Genomic DNA, 24,486 nt, shown 5'->3' with positions numbered 1-24,486 from the left:
AGGGAATTTTGAAGAATGAACGTTTTTTATAATGCAGAAGGTGTAGGCGACACACTCCTTATTTCATTGAAAGATGTGACGAGAGAAGAAGTAGGTCATGAGACGTTTGGAGATGTTGTACGAATCTTCAATCAAGAAACAAAAGAAACAACAGGCTTTAATATCTTCAATGCATCCACTTACATGAAAATTGAAGAAAAAGGATCTGTTCCGCTTTCTGAAACCATTGTTCAAGATATCAATGAAATTTTAAACCGTAACGGTGTCAGTGAAACGTTGACTGTGGATCTATCACCAAAATTTGTTGTCGGCTATGTAAAGGAAAAAGAAAAGCATCCGAATGCAGATAAATTAAACATTTGCCAAGTTGATGTGGGCGATGAAACCTTACAAATCGTGTGCGGTGCACCAAACGTTGACCAAGGCCAATATGTTGTGGTGGCGAAGGTCGGTGCAGTGATGCCAAGCGGTATGGTCATCAAAGATGCTGAGCTAAGAGGCGTTCCATCAAGCGGCATGATTTGTTCTGCAAAAGAGTTAGATCTTCCAGACGCACCTGCTGAAAAAGGGATTCTTGTTTTAGATGGAAGCCATCAAGCTGGCGAACCCTTTAAAGCGTAACCTCCCATAAACGGGCACATAGGAGCGAAGAATGTGTTATACCAAAAGTCACTAAGTACGTACTTAGTGACTTTTTTTCATCTACAACAGCATGAACAGCATAAAGCGGCACTTTTCTCGCTTTTCTGCATGAAAAAGCAATGGTATACTAAAAATCGCCCAAGAAAACGTAAGGGGAGTTAAAGTGAGTGATAAATGATGAGTTGGTTAGATAAATTTTTCAGTGTATTTTTAGGAGAAGAAAAGAAAGAAGAAAAAGCTGCAAGACCTGAAGAAGATCTAGCTGCACCAAAGCAGCCAGCTTTTGAACCGCATAAAGAATATAAAAAAATCGAAGATACGAAAGTGTATTATGAATATCCAAAAGGGAACTTTCGCTTTCCGCTCGTTCCAGATGAACCCCAGCGTGATGGAGTGAAGCAGGAGAGAAGACGCGTGAAACCAAGCCAGCCAAAGGCAAAGCAGAAAACCTATCAGCCTAAACAAACGCTTCAGCCTGATATGAATAAAAAGCCATTCAAGCCAGAACAAATTCCATCACCGATCTATGGCTATCATCAGGATATGCGTCCAAAACGGGCAGATGCAAAAGAAGAAACAGCTTCAGTTCAAAGGAAAGCAGCAGAAGAAACGGCGCAGCGTGTCACACTGTTATCAGAAGAGGCAGAGCGTGAACGGAATGTCAGACAGCAAATGAACATCCCGTCAATACAGAAAGAAAAACGTATCGAGGAAATGGTTTCTGCGTCAGCAGAAGAGAGAGCAGATAAGGAGCCAGCAGTAACCCCGCATACATTGCAAGAGGAACTCGCTTATCAAGATCATGTTCAATCGACGATGGAACGTTTAACTGACGAGCCTTTCATCGAGCCAGAAGTTCATCATGAAGCTGATTTACATAAGCAGCAAGCCGAAGTCTATCAGAAGCAGCCGGTAGAGTCTGAGCCGGAACAGGCTGTTTCCAGTGATGAAGAAGAAATAAAGGACGAGTCTGTCCATCAGTTTGAAGAGCATACTGAGGAAATAGAGATGTTGACCTTCGAAACACCGGAACCTTCGCAGCCAGCGATTGAAATGGAATTAGACATTCCAGCAGAAGAAGCGGTGTTAACAGAAAACATTTCAGCAGAACCGGTGGAAGAAGTAGAAGCTGATCCAATAGAAAACAAACAAGAAGAAGCGCCAGCGGCAGCATTTGAAGAAGCTGAGCCAGTCCAACATGACCTGCAGGAAGATCAGCTGGTTCAAGAAGCTGAAATTGAAGTGATGTCAGTAGAACAAGTAAGAGAGGAACAAACTGCATCTGAACCGGCAGAAACGGTTATAGAGCAGACAGAGCAGCAAGAACAAACGCAGGAAGTCAAGAAAGAAGAACCAAAACAGACATCTCCGCAGCCACAACGCACAAGCGGCCAAACCTCTACGGTTCCGTTTAATGTCATGATGTTAAAAAGCGATCAGCGCGTGCAAGGGCAAAAGAAAGCAGCCGATACACAAGGGTATGTTTTTCCAAGTCTCGCCCTTTTAGACGTACCGCCAGCTCAAAAAGAAGAGGACGGGACATGGGTGAAAGAGCGGGCTGAGCTGCTCAATGCAACACTTAAAAATTTCAATGTAAGAGCAAGTGTGGTTCATGTCACACAGGGCCCTTCTGTGACAAGGTTTGAAGTACATCCAGAACCAGGTGTCAAAGTGAACAAAATCACGAACCTATCAGATGATATTAAACTTAGTTTGTCCGCAAAGGATATTCGAATTGAAGCCCCGATTCCAGGAAAGAACACAATCGGGATCGAAGTGCCAAACCTGCACAGTAAAATGGTGTTCTTAAGAGAAATGATCAGAAGCAGTGCGTTTAGAGACAATCCATCTCCTTTAACAGCGGCACTCGGATTAGATATTTCAGGCCAGCCTGTCGTGGTTGATCTGCAAAAAATGCCCCATGGCTTAATTGCCGGAGCCACTGGTTCAGGAAAAAGCGTCTGCATTAATACGATTTTAGTGAGCCTCATGTTTAAAGCATCACCAGATGAAGTGAAAATGCTCTTAATTGACCCTAAAATGGTTGAATTAGCGCCGTATAATCACATTCCGCATCTTGTGAGTCCCGTCATTACCGATGCCAAGACAGCAACAGCTGCTCTGAAATGGGTAGTGGATGAAATGGAAAGACGCTATGAACTATTTGCACACTCTGGCGTGAGAGAAATTAAACGATTCAATGAGCTTGTGAAAGAAAAACAAATGGGAGAAAAACTGCCTTATCTCGTCGTGGTGATCGATGAGCTGGCTGATTTAATGATGGTCGCACCAAATGAAGTCGAAGAAAGCATCTGCCGAATTGCACAAAAAGCAAGAGCATGCGGCATTCACTTATTGATTGCGACACAAAGACCTTCTGTTGATGTCATTACAGGTCTCATTAAAGCTAATATTCCAACAAGAATTGCATTTTCTGTTTCAAGTCAGGTGGATTCAAGAACGATCATTGACATGGCAGGTGCAGAAAAGCTTCTCGGAAAAGGAGACATGCTCTTCTTAGAAAATGGCTCCGGCAAACCGACAAGGCTGCAAGGGAACTTTGTATCAGACCGTGAGATTGATCAAGTGGTGGCACATGTGAGAAAGCAGCGCAAGCCAGTGTTCCTTTTTGAACAGGAGGAACTCATGCTGCAGGGCTCTGCGATTACAGACGAAGATGAATTGTTTATGGATGCCTGCCGTTTTGCCATCGAGCAGAATAGCGCTAGTACATCAAGTTTGCAGCGAAGATTTAGAATTGGCTACAACCGTGCAGCCAGGTTGATTGACATGATGGAGCGCGAGGGCATGATCTCTGGTGCGAAAGGCAGTAAGCCAAGAGAAGTGCTCATGACACTGAGTGACTTAGAACAGTTGATCTAAACAAACCACTTCATTTTTTTCATAAACATGGTATGATAGCACATAGGTGAAATTTTGTAATTGGACGCTTTTCGCATGTCTGTCAGAGCGCTTTTTTATGTAAAATAAGCGGAAACAGGTGTTAGAAATGGGAAAGTTGTCGGATACTAATCATAGTTAATATTGATTAGAATAGGAAGATCGGAAAAAATCTTTATTTGGAGCTGCGATCTGTGATCAGCTAGAGGCAAAATCACAAGTTGCAAATTGAAATGAGCGTCATATACTGTAAGTCAGATAGACGTTTGTTGGAGGTACAATTATGACTGTTTATCATTTTGTTGGAATAAAAGGGACAGGTATGAGTCCACTGGCCCAAATTCTTCATGATACTGGGTATACTGTCCAAGGATCGGATATCGAAAAACATATCTTTACACAAAAAGCGTTAGAAGAACGAAATATTAAAATTCTACCATTTGACCCAGATAATATTCAGCCAGGGATGACGGTCATTGCAGGAAATGCATTCCCTGATACACACCCTGAGATTGAACGCGCCCTTTCTGAAGGGATTCCTGTCATTCGTTACCATAAATTCCTTGGAGAATACATGGATTCATTCACAAACGTTGCGATTACTGGTGCTCATGGCAAAACATCGACAACAGGACTGCTTGCTCACGTCATGCAGGCAGCCAAACCTACTTCGTACTTAATCGGTGATGGATCTGGAATGGGGAAAGAAAACAGCGAGTATTTTGTTTTTGAAGCATGCGAATACCGCAGACACTTCCTCAGCTATCATCCAGATTATGCGATCATGACCAATATTGATTTTGATCATCCTGATTATTTCTCGGATATTGATGACGTGTTTGATGCGTTTCAAAACATGGCGCTTCAAGTGAAAAAAGCCATTATTGCCTGCGGTGATGATGAGCATCTGCCAAAGATTCAAGCGAAGGTACCTGTTGTGTACTACGGTTTCAACGAAGAAAATGATTTCCAAGCACGCAATGTTGTGAAAAATACGGAAGGTACCACATTTGATGTATTTGTACGCAATACGTTTTATGATACCTTCTACATTCCTGCCTACGGAAATCATAATGTCCTCAACTCGTTAGCTGTCATTGCATTATGTCACTATGAGTCCATTGATGTAGAGCTTATCAAAGGCGCATTAACGACATTTGGCGGTGTGAAACGACGCTTTAATGAAAAAGTGGTCGGTGAGCAGGTCTTAATTGACGATTATGCACATCATCCAACTGAAATTGAAGTCACGATTGAAGCAGCTCGCCAAAAATATCCGGACCGTGATATTGTGGCTGTCTTCCAGCCGCATACGTTCACACGTACACAGCAATTCTTAAGTGAATTTGCTGACAGTCTAAAGAAAGCCGACTATGTCTACCTTTGTGATATTTTCGGTTCAGCCCGTGAAAACATTGGGAAGCTGAGCATTGAAGATTTACGAGAAAAAATCCCGCAGGCCCAATTAATTGAGGAAGAAGATACATCTGTGCTGAAAACGCACGAAGATGCGATTCTGATCTTTATGGGAGCAGGAGACATTCAGAAGTATTTGCGTGCTTATGAAAAAGTCGCTGTATAAATGCTTTAAAAAAGTGCCGTTTCACACGGCACTTTTTTTATTTTGAATAAAATGTGACAAAAGGGCTAAATGTGTCAACATGCGGCGCTTTTTTTCGTTCGCTGTGGACAGGAATTAGCGAATAAGTGTAGAATTATTATTCAATCGGTCATTCTAGGCGATGTTTGAATGATACAACGAGAGGGTAATGAATTGAATATGCCCGCAGCAAAGGAGGTATCAGATGATTATTATTCTATATCTAAGCGTTGCACTGATCGCAATTGCTTTCCTCATTCTTGTCATCTATTTGTCCAAAACATTAAAATCCTTACAGCTGACATTAAAGAATGTTGCATCAACTTTAGAAGGTCTTGAAGGTCAGATGCAAGGCATCACCACAGAGACAGCACAGTTGCTACATAAGACGAATCAGCTTGCTGAAGATATTCAAGACAAATCAGCAAAACTTAACACAGTTGTGGATGCGGTGCAGGGAATTGGCGGCTCGATCAACCAATTTAATACAAGCATAAAGCAGGCAGCTGGTGCGGTTTCTTCATCCGTTGAAAGAAATCAAGAAAAAGTGACGGATGTGGTAAGCTGGAGTAACGCAGCACTTGAAATTTATAAAAAATGGAAACAGCGTAAACATCAAAAATAAACCATATTCGCATAGGAGGAATAATCATGAGCAAAGACGGAATCAATAGCAAAGACTTTTTGATCGGAACACTTATTGGTGGAATTGTTGGTGCAACAACAGCATTATTTTTAGCACCGAAGTCAGGGAAAGAGCTTCGCGATGATTTGAACACCCAAGCGAATGCGTTAAAAGAAAAAACAGACCGGCTCACAACAGATGCAAAAGAAAAAGGCACTGAATATGTGACGATTGCAAAAGATAAAACGTCTGAATTGTCTCAGCTTGTAGCAGAGCAGTCAAACCAGATTTTAGACAAAGTGAAAGACATAAAAGAGCGTGCGGCTGGAAAAGCTAATCATGTGAAAAATGAAGCAGAAGATGCGGCAGCGGATTTGGCAAGCGAAGCATCTGATGTAGCAGATGAAGCAAAAGTAAGAGCACAAGAAGCAAAATCAGAAATTGAAGACGGCATCAAAGATGTCAAAGAAAAAGTAGAACAATCTACTAAAGGCTAACTCTCACTGCTCGAAGTGAAGAAGGAGAACATCATGTCAAAACAACTCATTGAAACAGAAGAACAGTTTGATCAATTAACGAATCAAGATGGGACCTTTGTCTTTTTTAAGCACAGTTTGACATGTCCGATCAGCCAAGCGGCTTTTCAAGAGTTTGAAGCATTTGCGTCTGCACATGAAGACGTGCCAACGTATTTCTTGCAAATTCAAAACACGAGAGAGCTTTCATCCTACGTGGCTGAAAAATCAGGTGTAAAGCACGAAAGTCCGCAGGCACTCGTCTTTAGCGGTGGAAAAGTAAAATGGCATGCTTCTCACTCAAGCATTACAAAAGAAGCGCTTGAACATAATCTGTAAAAGAAAGAAACGTCAGCAGCGGCTGACGTTTTTTTTATAAAAAAGGTTTACTTGAACAAAAAGTATGCTATAATCTTACATACAATACTTTATCGCTTAAAAGCGTTTGGGTAATAAAGAAAATTTTCGTGACAATTCCGAAATCTTTGTTTATAATAAACCCTATCATGCAAGAATGAAAAAATAAAAAGCGAGAGCAGGCAGAGGAAAGGATGACAAAAATGAGCAACAATGAACTAGAAAAATTGAGGCAGCAAGCAGATGAACTAAATCTTCAAATTCTAAAACTGATCAATGAAAGAGGAAACATTGTCAAAGAAATTGGAAAAGCAAAAGAAGCGCAAGGTGTCAACCGTTATGATCCTGTCAGAGAGCGCACAATGCTGAACCAAATTCTTGAAGAAAATGATGGGCCATTTGAAAACTCAACGATTCAGCATATTTTCAAAGAGATTTTCAAAGCAGGTCTAGAGCTTCAAGAAGATGACCACAGCAAAGCACTTCTTGTTTCTCGTAAGAAAAAGCCAGAAAACACAATCGTGAATATCAATGGGGAAGCGATCGGTGATGGAAAGCAGCGTTTCATCGTTGGACCATGTGCCGTTGAAAGCTACGAGCAAGTCGCAGAAGTAGCGGCAGCAGCGAAACAGCAGGGATTAAAACTACTTCGTGGTGGTGCATTTAAACCTCGCACAAGTCCATACGACTTCCAAGGACTTGGTGTAGACGGTCTAAAGATTCTAAAGCGTGTAGCGGATGAATACGGTCTTGCTGTCATTAGTGAAATTGTCAATCCTGCTCATATTGAAGAAGCGATTGAGCATATCGATGTCATCCAAATTGGGGCACGTAACATGCAAAACTTCGAGCTGTTAAAAGAAGCCGGTTCCGTGAAGAAACCAGTTCTTTTAAAACGCGGTCTTGCAGCGACCATTTCAGAATTCATCAATGCAGCTGAATACATCATCGCCCAAGGAAATGATCAAATCATCCTTTGCGAGCGCGGTATCCGCACATACGAAACAGCGACAAGAAATACACTAGATATCTCGGCAGTGCCAATCTTAAAACAAGAGACACATCTACCAGTCTTCGTTGATGTGACGCACTCAACTGGACGTAGAGATCTTCTCCTTCCAACAGCAAAAGCAGCTCTTGCGATTGGAGCAGACGGTGTCATGGCAGAAGTACATCCAGATCCATCTGTTGCACTGTCTGACTCAGCGCAGCAAATGGACATTCCACAATTCGAAAAATGGTTAGATGCGTTAAGACCACTTGTGAATATTCACGCGTAATCATAGATAGAAATAGCCGCCGGATAACTGCCCGGCGGTTTTTTGATGGAGAAATACCATGAAGTTTGGGAATGAAAGGAAGAAAGCACATTGCAACCCTAAAAAGTGCTTGTTCACAATGTTTTCATTTTTAAAATTCGATAGAATCTGCTAAGATCATTGTCATAGCTGGCGTTCTCAATGTTTTTTTATGAAATATGATTCAATTTACAGGTAACAAGCTGATTAAAGTTTGTTTAATTTAGTTATAAAAAGAAAGGGAACGTTTTCATATGACAAAAAAACGTGTATAATTTCATAAAAGAATGTCATTTTGATGTAGATTGAAAAATTATGTGTCTCTTTTCATCGTTTTAATGACAAATAGGATATTATTTTCCTCGTATCTGACATGTCTCTATCCAATTGGTGAATGCTATAGATATGAAGTGTATTTGAAGGAGTGATTTATGTGAATAATGTTACAATATATGATGTAGCAAGAGAAGCAAATGTAAGTATGGCAACGGTATCACGCGTAGTAAATGGTAATCCAAACGTAAAACCAACAACAAGAAAAAAGGTGCTTGAAGCGATTGACCGCCTTGGCTATCGTCCGAATGCAGTGGCTCGAGGCCTAGCAAGTAAAAAAACAACGACAGTTGGGGTCATCATCCCTGATATTTCTAGTATCTTCTATTCAGAATTAGCACGCGGTATTGAAGATATCGCCACGATGTATAAATACAACATCATTTTAAGTAACTCAGATCAAAATACGGATAAAGAGCTTCATTTGTTAAATACGATGCTGGGCAAACAAGTAGACGGAATTGTCTTTATGGGCGGAAACATCACAGATGTGCATGTGGAAGAATTTAAGCGCTCTCCTGTACCGATTGTGCTTGCAGCATCTGTTGAAGAACAGGCTCAAACACCATCTGTTAACATCAACTATGAGCAGGCGATTTATGATTCCGTTCAGCTGTTAGTTGAAAAAGGACATAAACGAATTGCGTTTGTTTCTGGTCCAATGTCAGAGCCGATTAATTCCGTGAGAAAGCTTGCAGGTTATAAGCGTGCGCTTGAAGAAGCGGGTATCGCGTTTGACGATGCACTTGTTGCTGAAGGCGATTACTCTTATGACTCTGGAATTGAAGCACTTGCTCATCTGCTTGAGCAGTCTGACAAACCGACAGCTGTTATCGCAGCTACAGATGAAATGGCGCTAGGTGTCATTCACGGAGCACAAGACAGAGGGGTATCTATTCCTGAAGACTTAGAAGTGATTGGCTTTGATAACACAAGACTTTCTCTCATGGTGCGTCCTCAGCTGACAACAGTTGTTCAGCCGACATATGATATTGGTGCTGTTGCCATGAGACTGCTCACAAAACTGATGAACAAAGAACAAGTGGACGATCAAATTGTTGAGCTTCCGCACAGAATTGAAGAAAGACAATCAACAAAATAAAACAAAAAAAGCAGGCTTACCTCATGAGGGAAAGCCTGCTTTTCTTATGCCTTTTTCTTTTCTCTTCTAACAGGCATGAGTGCTTTTTCTACTGTTTGAGCATTTTTTTCTGTGATTTCTGCTTTTCTTGGGATCGGTGGATATAAATCGTCAGGATCTTTCCATGTAGGTGGAAGGGTAACAGGCGATTGCTTATTCCATGACTGTATCCAGTCCTGAGGGAGCTCATCTGGCGGTGTAATGCCTTTCATCTCAAGCCAAATGCGGCTCCACGCTCTTGGAACGACGCGCCAAATATCATATCCCCCTCCGCCAACAGCGATCCACTTGCCGTCACAATATTGATGTGCAAGCTCATGAGCAAGTCTAGGAATTTCTTCATATATTTTCATGGTGGCAGATAAATGAGTTAACGGGTCATAGTAGTGTGCATCTGCCCCGTTTTGCGTCAAAATCACATCTGGTTTAAAAAAAGCAGCAATCTCAGTCACTGCTGTTCGGTATGCTTCGAGAAACGATTCATCTTCCGTAAATGCATCTAGTGGAATATTATAAGCATAGCCATAGCCTTTATCGTGGCCTCTTTCCTGTACTTGTCCGGTTCCAGGGAATAAGTAGCGTCCCGTTTCATGAATGGACACCGTACATACCTCTGGGTCGTCATAGAAGCTGAACTGGACACCATCGCCGTGATGAGCATCCGTATCAATATATAAAATTCTAGCGCCATATGTCTTTTGAATATATTGAATCGCCACAGAGCTGTCATTATAAATACAAAAGCCAGATGCACGCCCTTTGAATCCGTGGTGAAGCCCGCCGCCAAGATTGAGGGCATGCTGCGAATGACCGAGCATCACTTGGTCAACCGCTGTTAATGTTCCGCCAACAAGGAGAGATGCCGCCTCATGCATGCCTGCGAACATCGGTGTATCTTCAGTGCCAAGACCGTACCGTTCACCCTCTGCCGTAGACAGCTTTCCTTCACTTGCCCGCTGCACAGCCTGGATATAATCTGCTGTATGGACGAGCTTTAATTCCTCCAGAGTAGCCATACGCGGTGCAACGATTTCATCCTCTGTTAACGCCTTCATTTTTTGAAGAAGATCATAAGTTAAGTAGACACGAAGCTGATTGAAGGGATGATCTTGGTTAAATTGGTACGTTTGAAAAGATGGTGAAAAAACAAAGGTCGCTTCCTTCATTTGATCGTCTGCTCCATAGGCCAGAGCACTTTATAGCCTTTTGCGCGAATCAGCTTCGTCACATGATCTGCATGAATGGTTTGAAGGCGGAATACGAGCACTTTAGATGCCTCATTGGCATGCGGGTACACGAGCACACTCAGCATTTGAATATGCTGCTCCTTTAAAATGGCTGTAATATCTGCGAGGCTTTCTGTCATCTGCTCCACTTCAACCTCTAAGTGCGACCCAGGCTGATCTGCACCTGTCAGTCTTACAAACGTACGAAGCAGATCTGTTTTTGTGATAATGCCTACAAGCTTGCCGCGTCTCACCACTGGAAGACAGCCAATTCCGTGCTCAAAAAAGACACTTGATATCTCCTCAACGAAATCAAGCGGGTGAGCAGTGATCGTCTCTAATACCATGATCTCTTCTACTGGCCGCTGAATAAAGAGCTTCCTTTTCTCTGTTTCAAAAATACTTGGACTGGCATTTTTAATATCCCGATCTGTCACCATCCCAATGACAGACCCTTGATCAGATACGATCGGGATATGCCGGATGTGGTGTGCACTCATTTTTTGAATGGCTTCTTCAATCGTATCGGTTTTTCGCAGCGTGATCACATCACGCTCCATAATTTGTTCAATCATCATTGTTTACCAATCCCCTTTGCCAAAAAAACGAATTGAACGTTAATACATAAAGCGCTGATGGAAGCGAAGACGATCGAAACGCTCGATCGAATCAGGACTCACATGTTTCCCAATTCTTGCCATTAAACAATTGGCTGGATGTGAGCTGATTTCTGGCTCGTCTGTTGCAAACCAGACAAGACCGCCTGCGTTCATCATTTTCTCCATCATTTTGCGGTACTCCCAAACGTTTTTCTTTGTCCCCTTTAAATCCCAATGCCAGTAATATTCAGTTGTAATGATGATGTAATTCTCCATTTGTTCATCCATCATGCTCACATCAAGCAAATGCTTGCCAAGTGAGCATCCTCTAAATGGAGGAGCGACCTCAATCGCGCCAAGCTCAATTAAATTGTCCATTTTGCCCTCTGACCAACGCTCAAGTGGATCAGGATACAAATACGTGACATAGCCTACGACAAGCTCATTCGCTCTTGCAATGATAATACGTCCTTCTGGAAGATCTGCTATTTCAACAAGTGCTTGTTTCTGTTCCTCAGGCGTGCGAAATGCCGTTAGTCCTTCATGAAACGTATAGTTCGCAAGCTCTGATGCAGGTACCGGTCCTTCAACCAGGATGGAACCTGTTTCTCGCTCAATGGTTTTTGAATAATAAGTTTTAGGATGCTCCACGTATCCACCGCCCCTAATTCTAGTGAGTCGTCTCTATTCTATCTTAAAACTTGCAATAATTAAAACGGTTTCATCAGAAGTTTTTTAAAAATTGAGAAAAAAAGTCATCTATACTATAATGGTCATTGTAAACGTATGCAAAGGGGGACTGTTTGATGAAATTGGAAACGCTACCATCAGTAGAAGGGGATTATTATTTAAATGATTATGAGCAGGCATACAAAGATTTTTCATGGGAGGAAGCTAGAAAAAACTTCTCCTGGTATGAAACAGGAAAAATAAATGCAGCCTATGAAGCGATTGACAGACATGCGGACTCGTTTCGTCAGAACAAGGTGGCGCTTCACTACAAAGATTCACAGCGGGATGAAAAGTATACGTTCAGGGATATGAAAATCAACACAAATAAAGCGGGAAATCTATTCAGAGAAAAGGCACATGTAGAAAAAGGGGATCGCGTGTTTATCTTTATGCCAAGATCACCTGAGCTCTATTTTCTTCTGCTTGGTGCGGTTAAAATTGGAGCGATCGTTGGCCCGTTATTTGAGGCATTTATGGAAGGTGCTGTCAAAGACCGTTTAGAGAATAGTGAGGCAAAGGTGATCGTGACAACACCTGATCTGCTTGAGCGAATTCCATTTGCAGAGCTTCCGAAGCTTGAATCTGTCGTCATTGTCGGCGGTGAAAACGAAGACGTCGATGGTGTGCGGACAATTCACTATGAAAAGGCGTTTGAGGAGGCAGCAAAGGAGCTTGAGATTGAATGGATGGATGAAAAAGACGGCTTCCTGCTTCATTACACATCAGGATCTACTGGTACGCCAAAAGGTGTGCTTCATGTCCATGGTGCAATGGTCCAGCAAGGCCAGACTGGTAAATGGGTGCTTGACTTGAAAGAGGATGACGTTTACTGGTGTACAGCTGATCCAGGCTGGGTTACAGGCACAGTGTACGGTATTTTTTCACCGTGGTTAAATGGGGCGACGAATGTGATTTTAGGCGGCCGGTTTAATCCTGATACGTGGTATGAAACCATTGAATCACTCGGTGTAACCGTTTGGTACAGTGCCCCGACCGCCTTTAGAATGCTCATGGGGGCAGGGGATGATCTCATTCAAAAATATGACCTCAGCTCGCTCCGCCATGTCTTAAGTGTGGGAGAGCCGCTTAATCCAGAAGTCATCCGCTGGGGAGATGCTGTTTTTGGCAAGAGAATTCACGACACTTGGTGGATGACAGAAACGGGTGCACAGCTGATTTGTAATTATCCATGCATGGACATCAAGCCAGGCTCGATGGGAAAACCGATTCCAGGCGTAGAAGCGGCAATTGTCGATAATGCAGGAAATGAACTTCCGCCATACCGGATGGGCAACCTTGCGATTAAAAAAGGCTGGCCTTCTATGATGCATACGATCTGGAACAATCCTGAAAAATATGAATCTTACTTTATGCCGGGAGATTGGTATGTTTCAGGAGATTCAGCTTATATGGACGAAGACGGATACTTTTGGTTCCAGGGACGTGTCGATGATGTCATCATGACGTCAGGAGAGCGGGTCGGTCCATTTGAGGTGGAAAGTAAACTGGTCGAACATCCAGCTATTGCGGAGGCTGGTGTCATTGGAAAGCCAGATCCGGTCCGCGGTGAAATTATTAAAGCATTTATAGCGCTTAGAAGCGGATATGAGCCGACAGATGAGCTGAAAGAAGAGATTCGTACATTTGTGAAAAAAGGACTCGCAGCACATGCGGCACCGCGAGAAATTGAGTTTAAAGACAAACTGCCGAAAACGAGAAGCGGAAAAATTATGAGACGTGTGCTAAAGGCGTGGGAGCTGAATTTACCTGCTGGCGACCTTTCGACAATGGAAGATTAAATTTTTTCATCAGTTGACTTGATATCAAAAGTGTGTTAAAAATGACATTAGTTGAATATGAAAAGGTTTTGACTGAGATTCAGTAGAATGATCTTTCCCTGTTGAAGAGAGCTGACGGCTGGTGCGAGTCAGTACAAAGAGATATTCGAATTACCCTCACGAACCGCTTTTACGAAAAGGAGCATGCCCTGATTAGTGAAAGAACGGATCTGTCCGTTATCAGTGTAAGTGAAAAGACGAGATTTTTTGTCTTTTAAGCAGGGTGGTACCGCGATATATATCGTCCCTTCGTTCATTCGAAGGGGCGTTTTTTTGTTGAATTGTAAAAAAAGGAGATTTGGAAATGAGTCAATTGATGGAAGAGCTATCGTTCAGAGGATTAATCCAGCAGCAAACAGATGAAGAAGGTTTAACAAAATTATTAGCAGAAGAAAAAATCAAACTATACTCCGGCTTTGATCCGACAGCTGACAGCTTACACATTGGTCATCTATTGCCAATTTTAACATTACGCAGATTCCAAGAAGCAGGTCATCATCCGATTGCTCTTGTTGGCGGCGCAACTGGACTAATCGGCGACCCTAGCTTCAAAAAAGCAGAACGTTCACTCAACCCAGCAGAAATCGTCGAACAGTGGTCAGAAAAAATCAAAGGACAGCTGTCTCAATTTCTTGATTTTGAAGCAGGCGAGAATCCAGCCGTCATCGTGAATAACTACGACTGGATCAGCCAAATGAATGTCATCACGTTCCTTCGTGATATTGGAAAGAACTTCGGTGTAAACTTCATGCTGGCAAAAGATATCGTGAGCTCACGTATCGAAACAGGGATTTCTTACACAGAATTCAGCTACGTCATCCTGCAGTCTTTAGACTTCTTAAACCTTTACAGAAATGAAAATTGTAAGCTGCAAATCGGCGGTAGTGACCAGTGGGGAAATATCACATCTGGACTTGAGCTGATCCGTAAGTCTGAAGCAGAAGGGGCAAAAGCATTTGGTCTGACGATGCCGCTTGTCACAAAAGCAGACGGCACAAAGTTTGGTAAAACAGAAGGCGGCGCCATCTGGTTAGATAAAGAAAAAACGTCTCCATATGAGTTCTACCAATTCTGGATCAACACAGATGACCGTGATGTCGTGAAATATTTAAAATACTTTACGTTCTTATCAAAAGAAGAGATCGCATCGTACGAAGAAAAAGTGCAAACAGCACCTGAAAAGCGTGAAGCGCAGCGCCGTCTAGCAGAGGAAGTGACAACACTTGTACATGGCCGTGAATCACTAGAACAGGCTGTTAACATCTCAAATGCACTATTCAAAGGTGAGATCAAATCTCTTACAGCTGAAGAAGTGAAAGTAGGCTTTAAGGATGTTCCATCAATGGAGAAAAGCAGCACAGAAGAATTAACACTAGTCGATATCCTTGTGGAATCAAAGCTGTCTCCATCAAAGCGTCAAGCACGTGAAGATATCACAAATGGTGCTGTCTCCATCAACGGAGAGAGACAAACAGATAAAGATTATGTTCTTTCCGCTGACGACCGAATTGAAAACCAATTTACCGTTTTAAGAAGAGGGAAAAAGAAATACTTCCTCGTGACGTATAAATAAAGTATGAAACAGTAAGCATCATGGAAAAGCACCTCAAATGTTCGTATACATTGAGGTGCTTTTCTTTTTTATGTAGAAGTAGCTCATTCGTCTGCTTCTTGTTCAAGTAGTGAATCTTTGTTTGTATAAGCATGTTCTACCTTACAAATTCGGGTTGTATAGGATTCATACCAATCTTTTTTCCCCTTTTTTTGAACACGCTGATGTGCTGTATGTGCTTTCCATTCTTTGATGGCTTCTAATGAATCCCAGTAAGAGACAGTGATTCCAACACCATATTCATCTCGTACACTTTCCATTCCAAGAAACCCATCTAGATCTTTCGCTAATTCTTCCATTTTTTGAGCAGCTGCAGCGTATTCTTTCTGCTCGACATTTGTTCGTTTTGATGTGAAAATCGCGGCGTAGTAGGGTGGTGCAGGTGTTTGAGTAAATAGCATCTAGTAGAACCTACTTAGTCTATTGATATTATATATGAAAGAAAGAAGGTCTCGTAGTCTTTTTGTTTTAATTTAAAAAAGTCCAAGGTGCTTTTTGATTATTTATATTTTTGTAAAATCATCTCATAAACATTACCTTGTTCACTTTTCTGACATATTTTTCTTGTATAAAATAGAGTCGTATAAGATGAATAAGGGGGAATGAAAGTGATTTTTGTTAAGAAAAGGAGTTTGCAAATTCTCATTGCGCTTGCATTGGTGATTGGTTCAATAGCGTTTATCCAGCCGAAAGAGGCGAAGGCGGCTGAGCATAATCCGGTTGTGATGGTGCACGGCATTGGCGGTGCCTCTTATAACTTTTTTTCTATTAAAAGTTATTTGGCCACACAAGGCTGGGATCGAAACCAATTATATGCTATTGATTTCATAGACAAAACAGGAAATAACCGCAACAATGGTCCGCGTCTATCGAGATTCGTCAAAGATGTGTTAGACAAAACGGGTGCCAAAAAAGTAGATATTGTGGCTCATAGTATGGGCGGAGCGAACACGCTATACTATATCAAGAATCTAGATGGCGGCGATAAAATTGAGAACGTTGTCACAATTGGTGGAGCAAACGGACTCGTTTCAAGCAGAGCATTACCAGGCACAGATCCAAATCAAAAAATTCTTTACACATCCGTCTATAGCTCAGCAGATCTTATTGTCGTCAACAGCCTCTCTCGTTTAATTGGCGCAAGAAACATCCTGATCCATGGCGTTGGTCATATCGGTCTATTAACCTCAAGCCAAGTGAAAGGGTATATTAAAGAAGGACTGAACGGCGGAGGACAGAATACGAATTAAAAAACGAAAAAGACAGCGGCATATGCTGTCTTTTTTTGTTATCGGTGAAAAAAGATTGTTTTTTATATTTAATATGAATCTAGAGAGAGATTAAAGTCCCGCTTTGTAATAACAATATCATTATAATAGTAGTTGTTTTGACTAGTGATTAATAACTAGTATGTTTAATAAATAATATGTACGAGGTGCTCTATACTTGCTGATTGGTTTAATTTTAGTATGAGCATATAAATATGAAAATAATACAATATAGAATAAAACTTTTATCTCAATAAATGAATGGAAAAGGATGTTATAGTATGTAGATGTTAGGGGGAAAGCGAATGTTTCATCGAAGAAGTTCACTCTTTAGAATACATATGAATTTTTAAATATTGCATTTCAAGGGGGATATAATGAGAAACAAATTATTCTTTAAAAAAACAACTTTTATTATGATAGCATTATTTTTGGGTTTTTCCGTTATTGCTTCACCAATCGCAGCTGCCAAATCAAACTCTAATGAAGAAAGTGTGAATTTACTGGCTAAAGATTTAAAATTTTTAATGGAGACAGCTAGTATATATGATCAAAATAATCAGTTGGTTGGCTTTAATTTTGAAAAATTAAGAGAGAGATTTGGAGATACAAAAGAATTTACAATCTTAGAAAATGAAATAAAACAAAGTGGAATTCAATTAGAAAAGTCTTCAGATTTAAAAACTCAGGATGCTAAAGGAACTTGGGGCGATTGTATGATTGATTCATTAAAGGATCATTTTGGGGTGGCAATGATAGAAGTGGCTTTAACTGGTGGTCTTTGGAGCTATCTTGAAAAGAAGGCTTATAAAGAAGCTGCTAAGCTTTTATTGAAGATTGGCATTGGGGGAAATGTTATCGGTTTAGTAGCCTTCCTTACTTGGTATTCAGCTAAATGCATGGAGGGAAGAGGTCCATGGGCATAATTAATCGCCTTAATATAATAGGAGGAAGACAATGATGCAAAAACTAAAGTTATATTTCTTAGGTTATTTCCTTTATTTCCCTTTATCTTTTTTCATCATCTATTTCATATGGATGTTTATGGTCAAATCAGATAAACTATTTGATGTTTTTTCTAACAGTACATCAATCATTGGAATATATTATATAATTGTCAGTGTATTTTTTGTTTTTTTACTTCAGTCCAAATTTAAAGATGCTAATAGAATAAATTAAATTCATTGAAAAAGAAGCTGGTAAGTCTGCAAATGACTTCTAGGTTCTTTTTTCAATTTAATAAAAACATGTACAAAACGATCACCATTCCTTACACTACATGTAGTGAATAAGAATCTTCGGAGGTGGGCGTTTGTGAAAACGAATCAAAAGGCTTTCATCATTGTAGATGTACAAAAAGCGTTCGAGCATGAAAAATGGGGAGAACGCAATAACCTAGATGCAGAGGAGAATATTAGCCGGCTATTAACGTTTTGGAGAGAGAAAGGCTGGAAACTGATTCATATTCAGCATACATCCGACAATTCGGACTCTGTATTTCATCCGGCAAATGAAGGGCATTCCTTCAAAGATATCGCTAAACCGCTAGATGAAGAAATGGTCATACAAAAGAAAGTCAACAGCAGCTTTATTGGCACTAACTTAGAGGAACATCTAAGATCAAACCAGATTGACACGGTCGTGATCGCAGGATTAACAACACCTCACTGCGTATCAACGACTACAAGAATGAGTGGAAATCTTGGCTTTGATACGTACTTGACCTCAGATGCAACAGCCGCCTTTGGACTAACAGATCAAAACGGTACATATTTTGACCCAGAAACAATCCACCGGCTCTCACTTGCAACCCTGCATGATGAATTTGCGACTGTTATGACAACAGAGCAGCTTATCAGAAAATGGACAAGTCAAGAATGAACGATTGAAAGCTCCTAGAAAGATATCTAGGAGCTTTTTTGCGTATTAAGCGATTGTTTGCGTTGTTTCATACGTGAGTAAACGAGATCAATCTCAATAAATAAAAAACTGACAAAGAATGATAAAATCAATATGCCGGAATCCTTTATCGATACATTCATTAAGTTTAAGTAAAGGACATACTTGATAGAGAGATGTAAAACGATCCAAGAACTCACCCATTCCAAAGCATAAGTGAGCCATACAGGAAGTTTAAGGAGATAAGCCAGTCCTTTTCCTATGAATAGAAGGACAGGTGACCAAAAAACGACGATAACACTCACGAACAAAGAGAAAGAGATCAAAGAAAGAAACGAATCATACGTGATGGTTTCTCCAAAAAGAAAATTCACGCCTAAAACGACGATGTATAGCAATACACATGGAACCGCGATCACAAAGCAGATAGAAAAAAAGAGCAGGAAGATAAACAGACTTGCAGCAAATCTATTGGGTGGCTCATCGATAATCTGTTTTTTTCTTAGAAGAGCATAGGCAATCACTGCCAAGATTAAAAGTAAGAATAGAATGATTTTAATACTATACATGGAACTCCTCCATCTGCGTACTATAGAAGACCAAACGACTGATATGTCATCTATCATGATTGTACCAATAGATAAAAGGCACTTCAATGAAATGTTTCCTATATTTGTATATAAAAATAGAGACAGGTTTGATTGAAGTAAGAATGGAGCGGGCAGCCGGGGAAAATAAGTGTTGAAAATGGAAGATGACTTCAAATGATTTCATGTATAATTGAGAACATACAAAAAACCCTAGAAATCCTTGAACAATCAAGGGATCTAGGGTTTGTTTGCTCTCTCTTAGAGAAGTAAAGAAATTAACGAGAGTAGAACTCAACGATTAGTTGTTCGCTGATTTCAGGCGCTAATTCAGAACGCTCTGGAAGACGAGTGAAAGTTCCTTCAAGCTTTTCAGCATCGAAAGAAAGGTATTCAGGAACGAAGTTGTTTACTTCAACTGATTCTTTCACTACTGCAAGGTTTTGAGATTTCTCACGAAGAGCAATCGTTTGACCTGGTTTCACAGAGAAAGATGGGATGTCTACACGGCTTCCATCAACAAGGATGTGACCATGGTTTACTAGCTGACGAGCTTGGCGGCGAGTACGAGCAAGGCCAAGACGGTATACTAGGTTGTCAAGGCGAGTTTCAAGAAGGATCATGAAGTTTTCACCTTGTTTACCAGGAAGTTTAGCAGCTTTGTCATATAGTGTACGGAATTGACGTTCGTTGACACCGTACATGTGACGAAGCTTTTGCTTCTCTTGTAATTGTAAACCGTATTCAGATAGTTTTTTGCGTTGTCCTGGACCATGTGGGCCTGGAGCGTAAGGGCGTTTTTCAAGTTCCTTACCTGTTCCGCTTAATGAAATGCCTAAACGGCGGGAAATCTTCCAACTTGGACCTGTATAGCGAGCCATAATGTGACTCCTCCTTATTGTTTTTATTTGTGAAAAATAAAAACCGTCTGTTCTTCCTCTTTTTCGTCATTATGTTTTCATGCATCCTCGCTCCAGCAGCAGGGAGTTACAAGATGCACCTTCATAATATAGAAGGAACAAAATGATACAAAAAAGCCGAACAAAAAGGCTGCCATATTTCACACAAACTCTATTATATGACGCTGGATAGGAGAAGTCAACCTATTTAGAGACAGAGGTGACGTTCTCCATTATATAAAGAAACATAAAAAAGCAGACAATGTGCCTGCTTTTTCTGCATGATTACGCATCCGTAGAGACGGATAACGCCTGTTGGAGAATTTCTGTAAATTGAATAAGGTAGGTCTCATCTACTTCACTGAAGCGGTCTTTCACAGGGCTGTCAATATCGAGTACCCCAATGATCTGTCCATTGACCTTGAGCGGAATGACTATTTCAGATTGCGATGCGGCATCACAGGCAATATGTCCAGGGAATGCATGGACATCAGCGATACGCTGCACTTCACCTGTCGCAAAGGCTGTACCGCAAACGCCTTTTCCAGAAGGGATGCGCACACATGCAGGCAGTCCGTTAAATGGTCCAAGCACAAGCTCGCCGCCCTTTGCTAAATAAAACCCGGCCCAATTGACTTCAGGAAGTGAGTGATAGAGTAGCGCAGCTGCATTTGCCAAGTTGGCAATCAGATCAGGTTCACCATTTGTAATGGCTTCTACCTGTTTGACAAGCAATTGATAGTCTTTTGAAGGATCGCCAGACTGTTTTTCGACATGAAACATGAAAATCTCCTACTTTCTATCTTAAAAATACATAACTTGCGTCTCGCATGTGGGATTTGTCGAGCAATTGTAAAAGGAACTTCCGCCTTCATCTTGAAGTATGTACACATGAAGAGGGGTGAGCGGATGAAAACATCAACAACCGTGCAAACAAAAGACCGTATTATGGATGCTGCCATCAGACTTTTTAACCAAAAAGGATTTTCTGGAACCTCTGTCCGTGAGATTGCGAAGGAAGCAAACGTCAACGTTGCCCACATTTCTTATTACTTTCAAGGAAAAGGAGGGCTGCTTGAGCAGCTCGTATCCGATTTTTATGAAGGTTACATTCACATGATTGAATCACATCTCCATCACATGGAAACCCGTCATGCAAAAGAATGCTTACTACATGTGGTTTTTGATATTTTATCTTATCAGCACAAGCACCGTCAATTAACCCGTTTCGTTTATCGGGAGGTGACGATTGATTCGACACTCATCAGAGAAATCATGTCGACATATTTAACGAAAGAAAAATATTTGTTTCAGCTTATCATTGAAAAAGGAAAAAGCACCCATGTCATTTGTGAGCAGCTTTCACTCGCATCCTTTATGATTCAGCTTAAATCACTTCTCATGATGCCATATTTACAGCCGCAATATTTAACAGAGGTGCTTTATTTGAACCCAAGTGAACCCTATTTCTATCAAATGTACTTTAAGGAGCTGAGCCGCTCGCTTCATTATCTGTTAGAACCAAAAGAGCCGGCACTAGATTCTCATCTGAACCTCATGATGTCCTCGAATTGATCATACGCATATCCGAGATCTTCCGCTTGATGGGCATCAGAGCCGAATATGAGCGGAATTTTTTTCTTTTTTGCAAGGTCTATCATCCATTGATCTAAATAGATACTTCTGGCATATGTTTTACGAAGACCTGATGTATTAAAATCTAAGGACATGCCTTTTTTTGCCGTTTCTTCAAGGCAGAGGGTGACCTTTTGACAAAGTTCAGGTGACATTTCATATGGAAAAAGCTGTTTGAATTTCTGGACAAGGGTGATATGACCGATTCTCTTTGGCTTATATTGGCCTAAAGATGATAGAATAGAAGAATGAATTTGGTCATAGTAGCTTTGATAGACCTGTTCGATGCTGCCATAGATGCTTATTAGCTGCTGGAAGGCATGCTCGTCAAAATCAAGGCAAATATAATCATCGCCAGCAGGAAGAAAGTGAACAGATAAAATGGCGTCGTCTAGTTCCGGACCGTAGCAGTCTAAAAAGGTTCTTGTTTCCTCTTCATACTCTTTGATAAAGTCAACCTCAAGCCCAGTTTTTACTATTAATTGTCCTTTGTATTCTTGTTTCAGCTGAGCCAGTTTCGTTATATACGCTTCAAGGTCTTGGAGCTTCATGGCACTATCCTGCTCAGGTGTTGGATCTTGAAACGATGGAGGCAGCGGGGCATGCTCGGTAAAGGTTATGGAATCAAATCCCTTTTTAATGGCTTTTTCAATATAAGAATGAAAAGAATCAAGCGAACCGTGCGGGCAAAACGGTGTATGTAGATGTGCATCTTGTTTCAGCATGTCGTCACCTCTTGTCGATATTTTGAAAAACGTGATGTTTATCAGCGAAAATAATGAAAAATCATGACCAAAAATGCTGGTTACATGGTATCATAATAACAATGAAAACGACAGCTTCCGCATACATAAAAAGCAGGTCACATTGATACGTGTGATCAAATGATAGAAAGCGCACAAATACTTTCTTGAAAAAACATACATAAAACCGTGAATGGATGGTATTGGAAAACATACGATCCTGCTTATAAAAAAACAAATGCAAAGCGGACACGAAAGGGTTCTCAGGTCTACTCGGGACACTTTTACCCTGACATCACTTAGATCACAACAAGGGGGCTCATTATGGAGTTAATCATCGGTTTAATTGTCATTTTGCTTGCTTTGTTTTCAGTCGGTTATTTCCTGCGAAAAAATATATATAAAGAGATTGACCGATTGGAAGCATGGAAAATTGAAATTTTAAACAGATCAATTGTAGAAGAAATTTCAAAGATCAAACATTTAAAAATGACCGGAGAAACAGAGCAATTTTTTGAAAGATGGCGTGCAGAGTGGGACGATATCGTCACAGCCCATCTTCCAAAGGTAGAGGAGCTATTATATGATGCAGAAGAGTATTCTGATAAATATCGATTCTCCAAAGCCAAGCAGGTTCTTACGCACATTGAGGACTTGCTGAGTGCTGCTGATTCGAACATTGAAGACATTTTAAAAGAGATTGCAGACCTTGTCACAAGCGAGGAGCAAAATCGCAAGGACATTGAAAAGGTCAAAGAACAATATCAAACAGTTCGAAAAAATCTGCTTGCGTACAGCCATTTATACGGCACCCTTTATGACAAAATGGAGCAGGACTTAGATGAAGCCTGGGAAGGGATCAAGCAGTACGAAGAAGAGACAGAAAACGGCAACTATATGAAAGCAAGAAAGATTTTGCTTGAACAAGACCGCAGACTCGATCAGCTTCAGCTGTATATCAATGATGTACCGAAGCTCATTGCAGACTGTAAACAAACCGTACCAGGCCAGCTGACGAAGCTGAAAGACGGATATAAAGAAATGACAGACAAAGGCTACAAGCTCGAGCACATCCAGATCACTAAAGAGCTTGAGAACTTAAACAAACAGCTGACCCGTGCGGAAAAACTACTGATTGATGAACTCAATCTGGAAGAAGCATCAAGCATTTTGCAAATGATTGATGATGCCATTCAGACGCTGTATGATCAGCTGGAAGCGGAAGTAGAAGCAGGTCAGGAAATCAAAAGTAAAATGCCTGAGCTGACGGAAGCATTTGAAAAGCTCGAGCAGGATCACAACCAAACCAAGGCGGAAACAGCTCTTGTAAAAGAAAGTTACAAACTGACAGCCGGAGAGCTTGATCAACAGAAGGCGTTCGAAAAACGCCTAGAAGAAATTGAAAAGCTCATGAAACAAATTCGCGAGAAGCTTGATCGTGATCATGTCGCATATTCACTATTAATGAATGAAATCAATCAGCTTGAGACCTTTATCGATGATGCAAAAACATTGCATGATACATTTAAGGATCATCTTCAATCATTAAGAAAAGAAGAGCTGCAAGCGAGAGAAACACTGGCTGAGCTCAAAACGATGCTGACAGATACAGTGCGTCAGCTGCAAAAAAGCAATATTCCAGGTGTACCTGCTGACATGAAAGAGCAGGCTGAAAAAGCGCAGGAGATGATTCAGCAAGTGCACGAGCAGCTGGAGAACCTGCCGCTCAACATGCCAGCTGTGAATGAGCAATTAAAAGAAGCCTCTGACACAGTGAGACATGCTGTGAATGAGACGGAAGAAATGCTCACTAAAGTGGATCAAATTGAACGAATCATTCAATATGGCAATCGTTTTAGAAGCCAAAATCATATTCTTTCAGAACAATTAAAAGAGGCAGAGCGAAGATTTTATGCGTATGATTATAATGGTTCATTTGATGTAGCAGCCTCAGCTGTTGAAAAAGCATCACCTGGAGCCGTTCAGAAGCTATTAGCTCAGCACGAAAAAGAATATCAGCATCAATAAAAAAGCTG

General features: G+C 41.0%; 23 protein-coding genes and 1 other annotated feature. Of the genes, 15 read left to right on the top strand and 8 right to left on the bottom strand.

Annotated features, from left to right (window positions below):
* Window positions 1-15 precede the first annotated feature (15 nt).
* From ytpR to ccpA, 8 genes are all read left to right on the top strand, one after another.
* Window positions 16-621, top strand: a complete 606-nt coding sequence (ytpR, locus tag MHB69_RS13695) for a YtpR family tRNA-binding protein (RefSeq protein WP_342495684.1) — start codon at window positions 16-18, stop codon at window positions 619-621.
* 195 nt (window positions 622-816) lie between these two features.
* The gene (locus MHB69_RS13690) at window positions 817-3,525 is read left to right on the top strand and encodes a DNA translocase FtsK (protein WP_342495683.1); all 2,709 of its coding nucleotides are present in this window, start codon (window positions 817-819) and stop codon (window positions 3,523-3,525) included.
* A gap of 301 nt (window positions 3,526-3,826) precedes the next feature.
* Window positions 3,827-5,125, top strand: coding sequence for a UDP-N-acetylmuramate--L-alanine ligase (gene murC / locus MHB69_RS13685; protein ID WP_025092288.1), 1,299 nt, complete (start codon window positions 3,827-3,829; stop codon window positions 5,123-5,125).
* A 223-nt stretch (window positions 5,126-5,348) separates the two neighbouring features.
* Window positions 5,349-5,768, top strand: a complete 420-nt coding sequence (locus MHB69_RS13680) for a DUF948 domain-containing protein (protein WP_024424855.1) — start codon at window positions 5,349-5,351, stop codon at window positions 5,766-5,768.
* 26 nt (window positions 5,769-5,794) lie between these two features.
* Window positions 5,795-6,265, top strand: a complete 471-nt coding sequence (locus tag MHB69_RS13675; RefSeq protein WP_034279523.1) for a YtxH domain-containing protein — start codon at window positions 5,795-5,797, stop codon at window positions 6,263-6,265.
* Window positions 6,266-6,298: 33 nt separating this feature from the next.
* Window positions 6,299-6,622, top strand: a complete 324-nt coding sequence (ytxJ, locus tag MHB69_RS13670; protein ID WP_046312088.1) for a bacillithiol system redox-active protein YtxJ — start codon at window positions 6,299-6,301, stop codon at window positions 6,620-6,622.
* Between the two features lie 221 nt (window positions 6,623-6,843).
* Window positions 6,844-7,920: a bifunctional 3-deoxy-7-phosphoheptulonate synthase/chorismate mutase gene (locus MHB69_RS13665; RefSeq protein WP_034279528.1), complete on the top strand. Its 1,077-nt coding sequence runs from the start codon at window positions 6,844-6,846 to the stop codon at window positions 7,918-7,920.
* A gap of 451 nt (window positions 7,921-8,371) precedes the next feature.
* Window positions 8,372-9,373, top strand: coding sequence for a catabolite control protein A (gene ccpA / locus MHB69_RS13660; protein ID WP_024424851.1), 1,002 nt, complete (start codon window positions 8,372-8,374; stop codon window positions 9,371-9,373).
* Window positions 9,374-9,417: 44 nt separating this feature from the next.
* Here ccpA and MHB69_RS13655 read toward each other — a convergent pair whose 3' ends face one another.
* Genes MHB69_RS13655 through MHB69_RS13645 form a run of 3 tightly spaced genes read right to left on the bottom strand, consistent with a single transcriptional unit; the run spans window position 9,418 to window position 11,888 of the window.
* Window positions 9,418-10,578, bottom strand: a complete 1,161-nt coding sequence (locus MHB69_RS13655) for an acetoin utilization protein AcuC (protein ID WP_149126376.1) — start codon at window positions 10,576-10,578, stop codon at window positions 9,418-9,420.
* Window positions 10,575-11,216 (bottom strand): CBS and ACT domain-containing protein, encoded by a 642-nt coding sequence (locus tag MHB69_RS13650; RefSeq protein WP_034279532.1) that lies wholly within the window; start codon window positions 11,214-11,216, stop codon window positions 10,575-10,577. Before MHB69_RS13650 ends, MHB69_RS13655 begins: the two co-directional genes overlap by 4 nt.
* A gap of 39 nt (window positions 11,217-11,255) precedes the next feature.
* Complete coding sequence (locus MHB69_RS13645) at window positions 11,256-11,888, bottom strand: GNAT family N-acetyltransferase (RefSeq protein ID WP_034279534.1); 633 nt, start codon at window positions 11,886-11,888, stop codon at window positions 11,256-11,258.
* A gap of 155 nt (window positions 11,889-12,043) precedes the next feature.
* Between MHB69_RS13645 and acsA the strand changes: the two genes are divergently transcribed.
* A complete protein-coding gene (gene acsA, locus MHB69_RS13640; protein WP_342495682.1) occupies window positions 12,044-13,768 on the top strand; it encodes an acetate--CoA ligase in 1,725 nt (574 codons plus the stop codon).
* 59 nt (window positions 13,769-13,827) lie between these two features.
* Window positions 13,828-14,059: a binding site (T-box leader), on the top strand.
* A gap of 52 nt (window positions 14,060-14,111) precedes the next feature.
* Window positions 14,112-15,380 (top strand): tyrosine--tRNA ligase, encoded by a 1,269-nt coding sequence (gene tyrS / locus MHB69_RS13635; RefSeq protein WP_024424846.1) that lies wholly within the window; start codon window positions 14,112-14,114, stop codon window positions 15,378-15,380.
* An 83-nt stretch (window positions 15,381-15,463) separates the two neighbouring features.
* Here tyrS and MHB69_RS13630 read toward each other — a convergent pair whose 3' ends face one another.
* A complete protein-coding gene (locus MHB69_RS13630; RefSeq protein WP_268417669.1) occupies window positions 15,464-15,820 on the bottom strand; it encodes an antibiotic biosynthesis monooxygenase in 357 nt (118 codons plus the stop codon).
* Between the two features lie 207 nt (window positions 15,821-16,027).
* Here MHB69_RS13630 and MHB69_RS13625 point away from each other — a divergent pair, with 207 nt between their 5' ends.
* The 3 genes from MHB69_RS13625 (at window position 16,028) to MHB69_RS13615 (ending at window position 18,568) form a co-directional block, all read left to right on the top strand.
* Complete coding sequence (locus MHB69_RS13625) at window positions 16,028-16,669, top strand: triacylglycerol lipase (RefSeq protein WP_342495681.1); 642 nt, start codon at window positions 16,028-16,030, stop codon at window positions 16,667-16,669.
* A 395-nt stretch (window positions 16,670-17,064) separates the two neighbouring features.
* Window positions 17,065-17,613 carry a hypothetical protein gene (locus MHB69_RS13620; RefSeq protein ID WP_024424843.1) on the top strand — a complete coding sequence of 183 codons (549 nt, stop codon included), beginning with the start codon at window positions 17,065-17,067 and terminating at the stop codon, window positions 17,611-17,613.
* A 388-nt stretch (window positions 17,614-18,001) separates the two neighbouring features.
* Window positions 18,002-18,568 carry a cysteine hydrolase family protein gene (locus MHB69_RS13615; RefSeq protein WP_342495680.1) on the top strand — a complete coding sequence of 189 codons (567 nt, stop codon included), beginning with the start codon at window positions 18,002-18,004 and terminating at the stop codon, window positions 18,566-18,568.
* A gap of 26 nt (window positions 18,569-18,594) precedes the next feature.
* Here the strand turns inward: MHB69_RS13615 and MHB69_RS13610 are convergent, their stop codons facing one another.
* The 3 genes from MHB69_RS13610 to MHB69_RS13600 form a co-directional block, all read right to left on the bottom strand.
* Complete coding sequence (locus MHB69_RS13610; RefSeq protein ID WP_342495679.1) at window positions 18,595-19,155, bottom strand: hypothetical protein; 561 nt, start codon at window positions 19,153-19,155, stop codon at window positions 18,595-18,597.
* 296 nt (window positions 19,156-19,451) lie between these two features.
* The gene (gene rpsD, locus MHB69_RS13605) at window positions 19,452-20,054 is read right to left on the bottom strand and encodes a 30S ribosomal protein S4 (protein ID WP_024424838.1); all 603 of its coding nucleotides are present in this window, start codon (window positions 20,052-20,054) and stop codon (window positions 19,452-19,454) included.
* A 303-nt stretch (window positions 20,055-20,357) separates the two neighbouring features.
* On the bottom strand, window positions 20,358-20,855 hold the full coding sequence (locus MHB69_RS13600) for a GAF domain-containing protein (RefSeq protein WP_046312074.1): 498 nt from the start codon (window positions 20,853-20,855) through the stop codon (window positions 20,358-20,360).
* A 126-nt stretch (window positions 20,856-20,981) separates the two neighbouring features.
* Between MHB69_RS13600 and refZ the strand changes: the two genes are divergently transcribed.
* Window positions 20,982-21,647 (top strand): forespore capture DNA-binding protein RefZ, encoded by a 666-nt coding sequence (gene refZ, locus MHB69_RS13595; RefSeq protein ID WP_024426169.1) that lies wholly within the window; start codon window positions 20,982-20,984, stop codon window positions 21,645-21,647.
* Here the strand turns inward: refZ and hisJ are convergent.
* Window positions 21,617-22,432, bottom strand: coding sequence for a histidinol-phosphatase HisJ (hisJ, locus tag MHB69_RS13590; protein WP_034279551.1), 816 nt, complete (start codon window positions 22,430-22,432; stop codon window positions 21,617-21,619). The two genes, refZ and hisJ, sit on opposite strands and share 31 nt — an antisense overlap.
* Window positions 22,433-22,774: 342 nt before the next feature.
* Here hisJ and ezrA point away from each other — a divergent pair, with 342 nt between their 5' ends.
* Window positions 22,775-24,478 (top strand): septation ring formation regulator EzrA, encoded by a 1,704-nt coding sequence (gene ezrA / locus MHB69_RS13585; protein ID WP_342495678.1) that lies wholly within the window; start codon window positions 22,775-22,777, stop codon window positions 24,476-24,478.
* Window positions 24,479-24,486 lie beyond the last annotated feature (8 nt).

Origin of the sequence: Bacillus sp. FSL K6-0994, assembly GCF_038630815.1 — a bacterium.
GTDB lineage: Bacteria > Bacillota > Bacilli > Bacillales > Bacillaceae > Bacillus > Bacillus safensis.
This window is presented reverse-complemented; position numbering and strand designations above follow the sequence as displayed.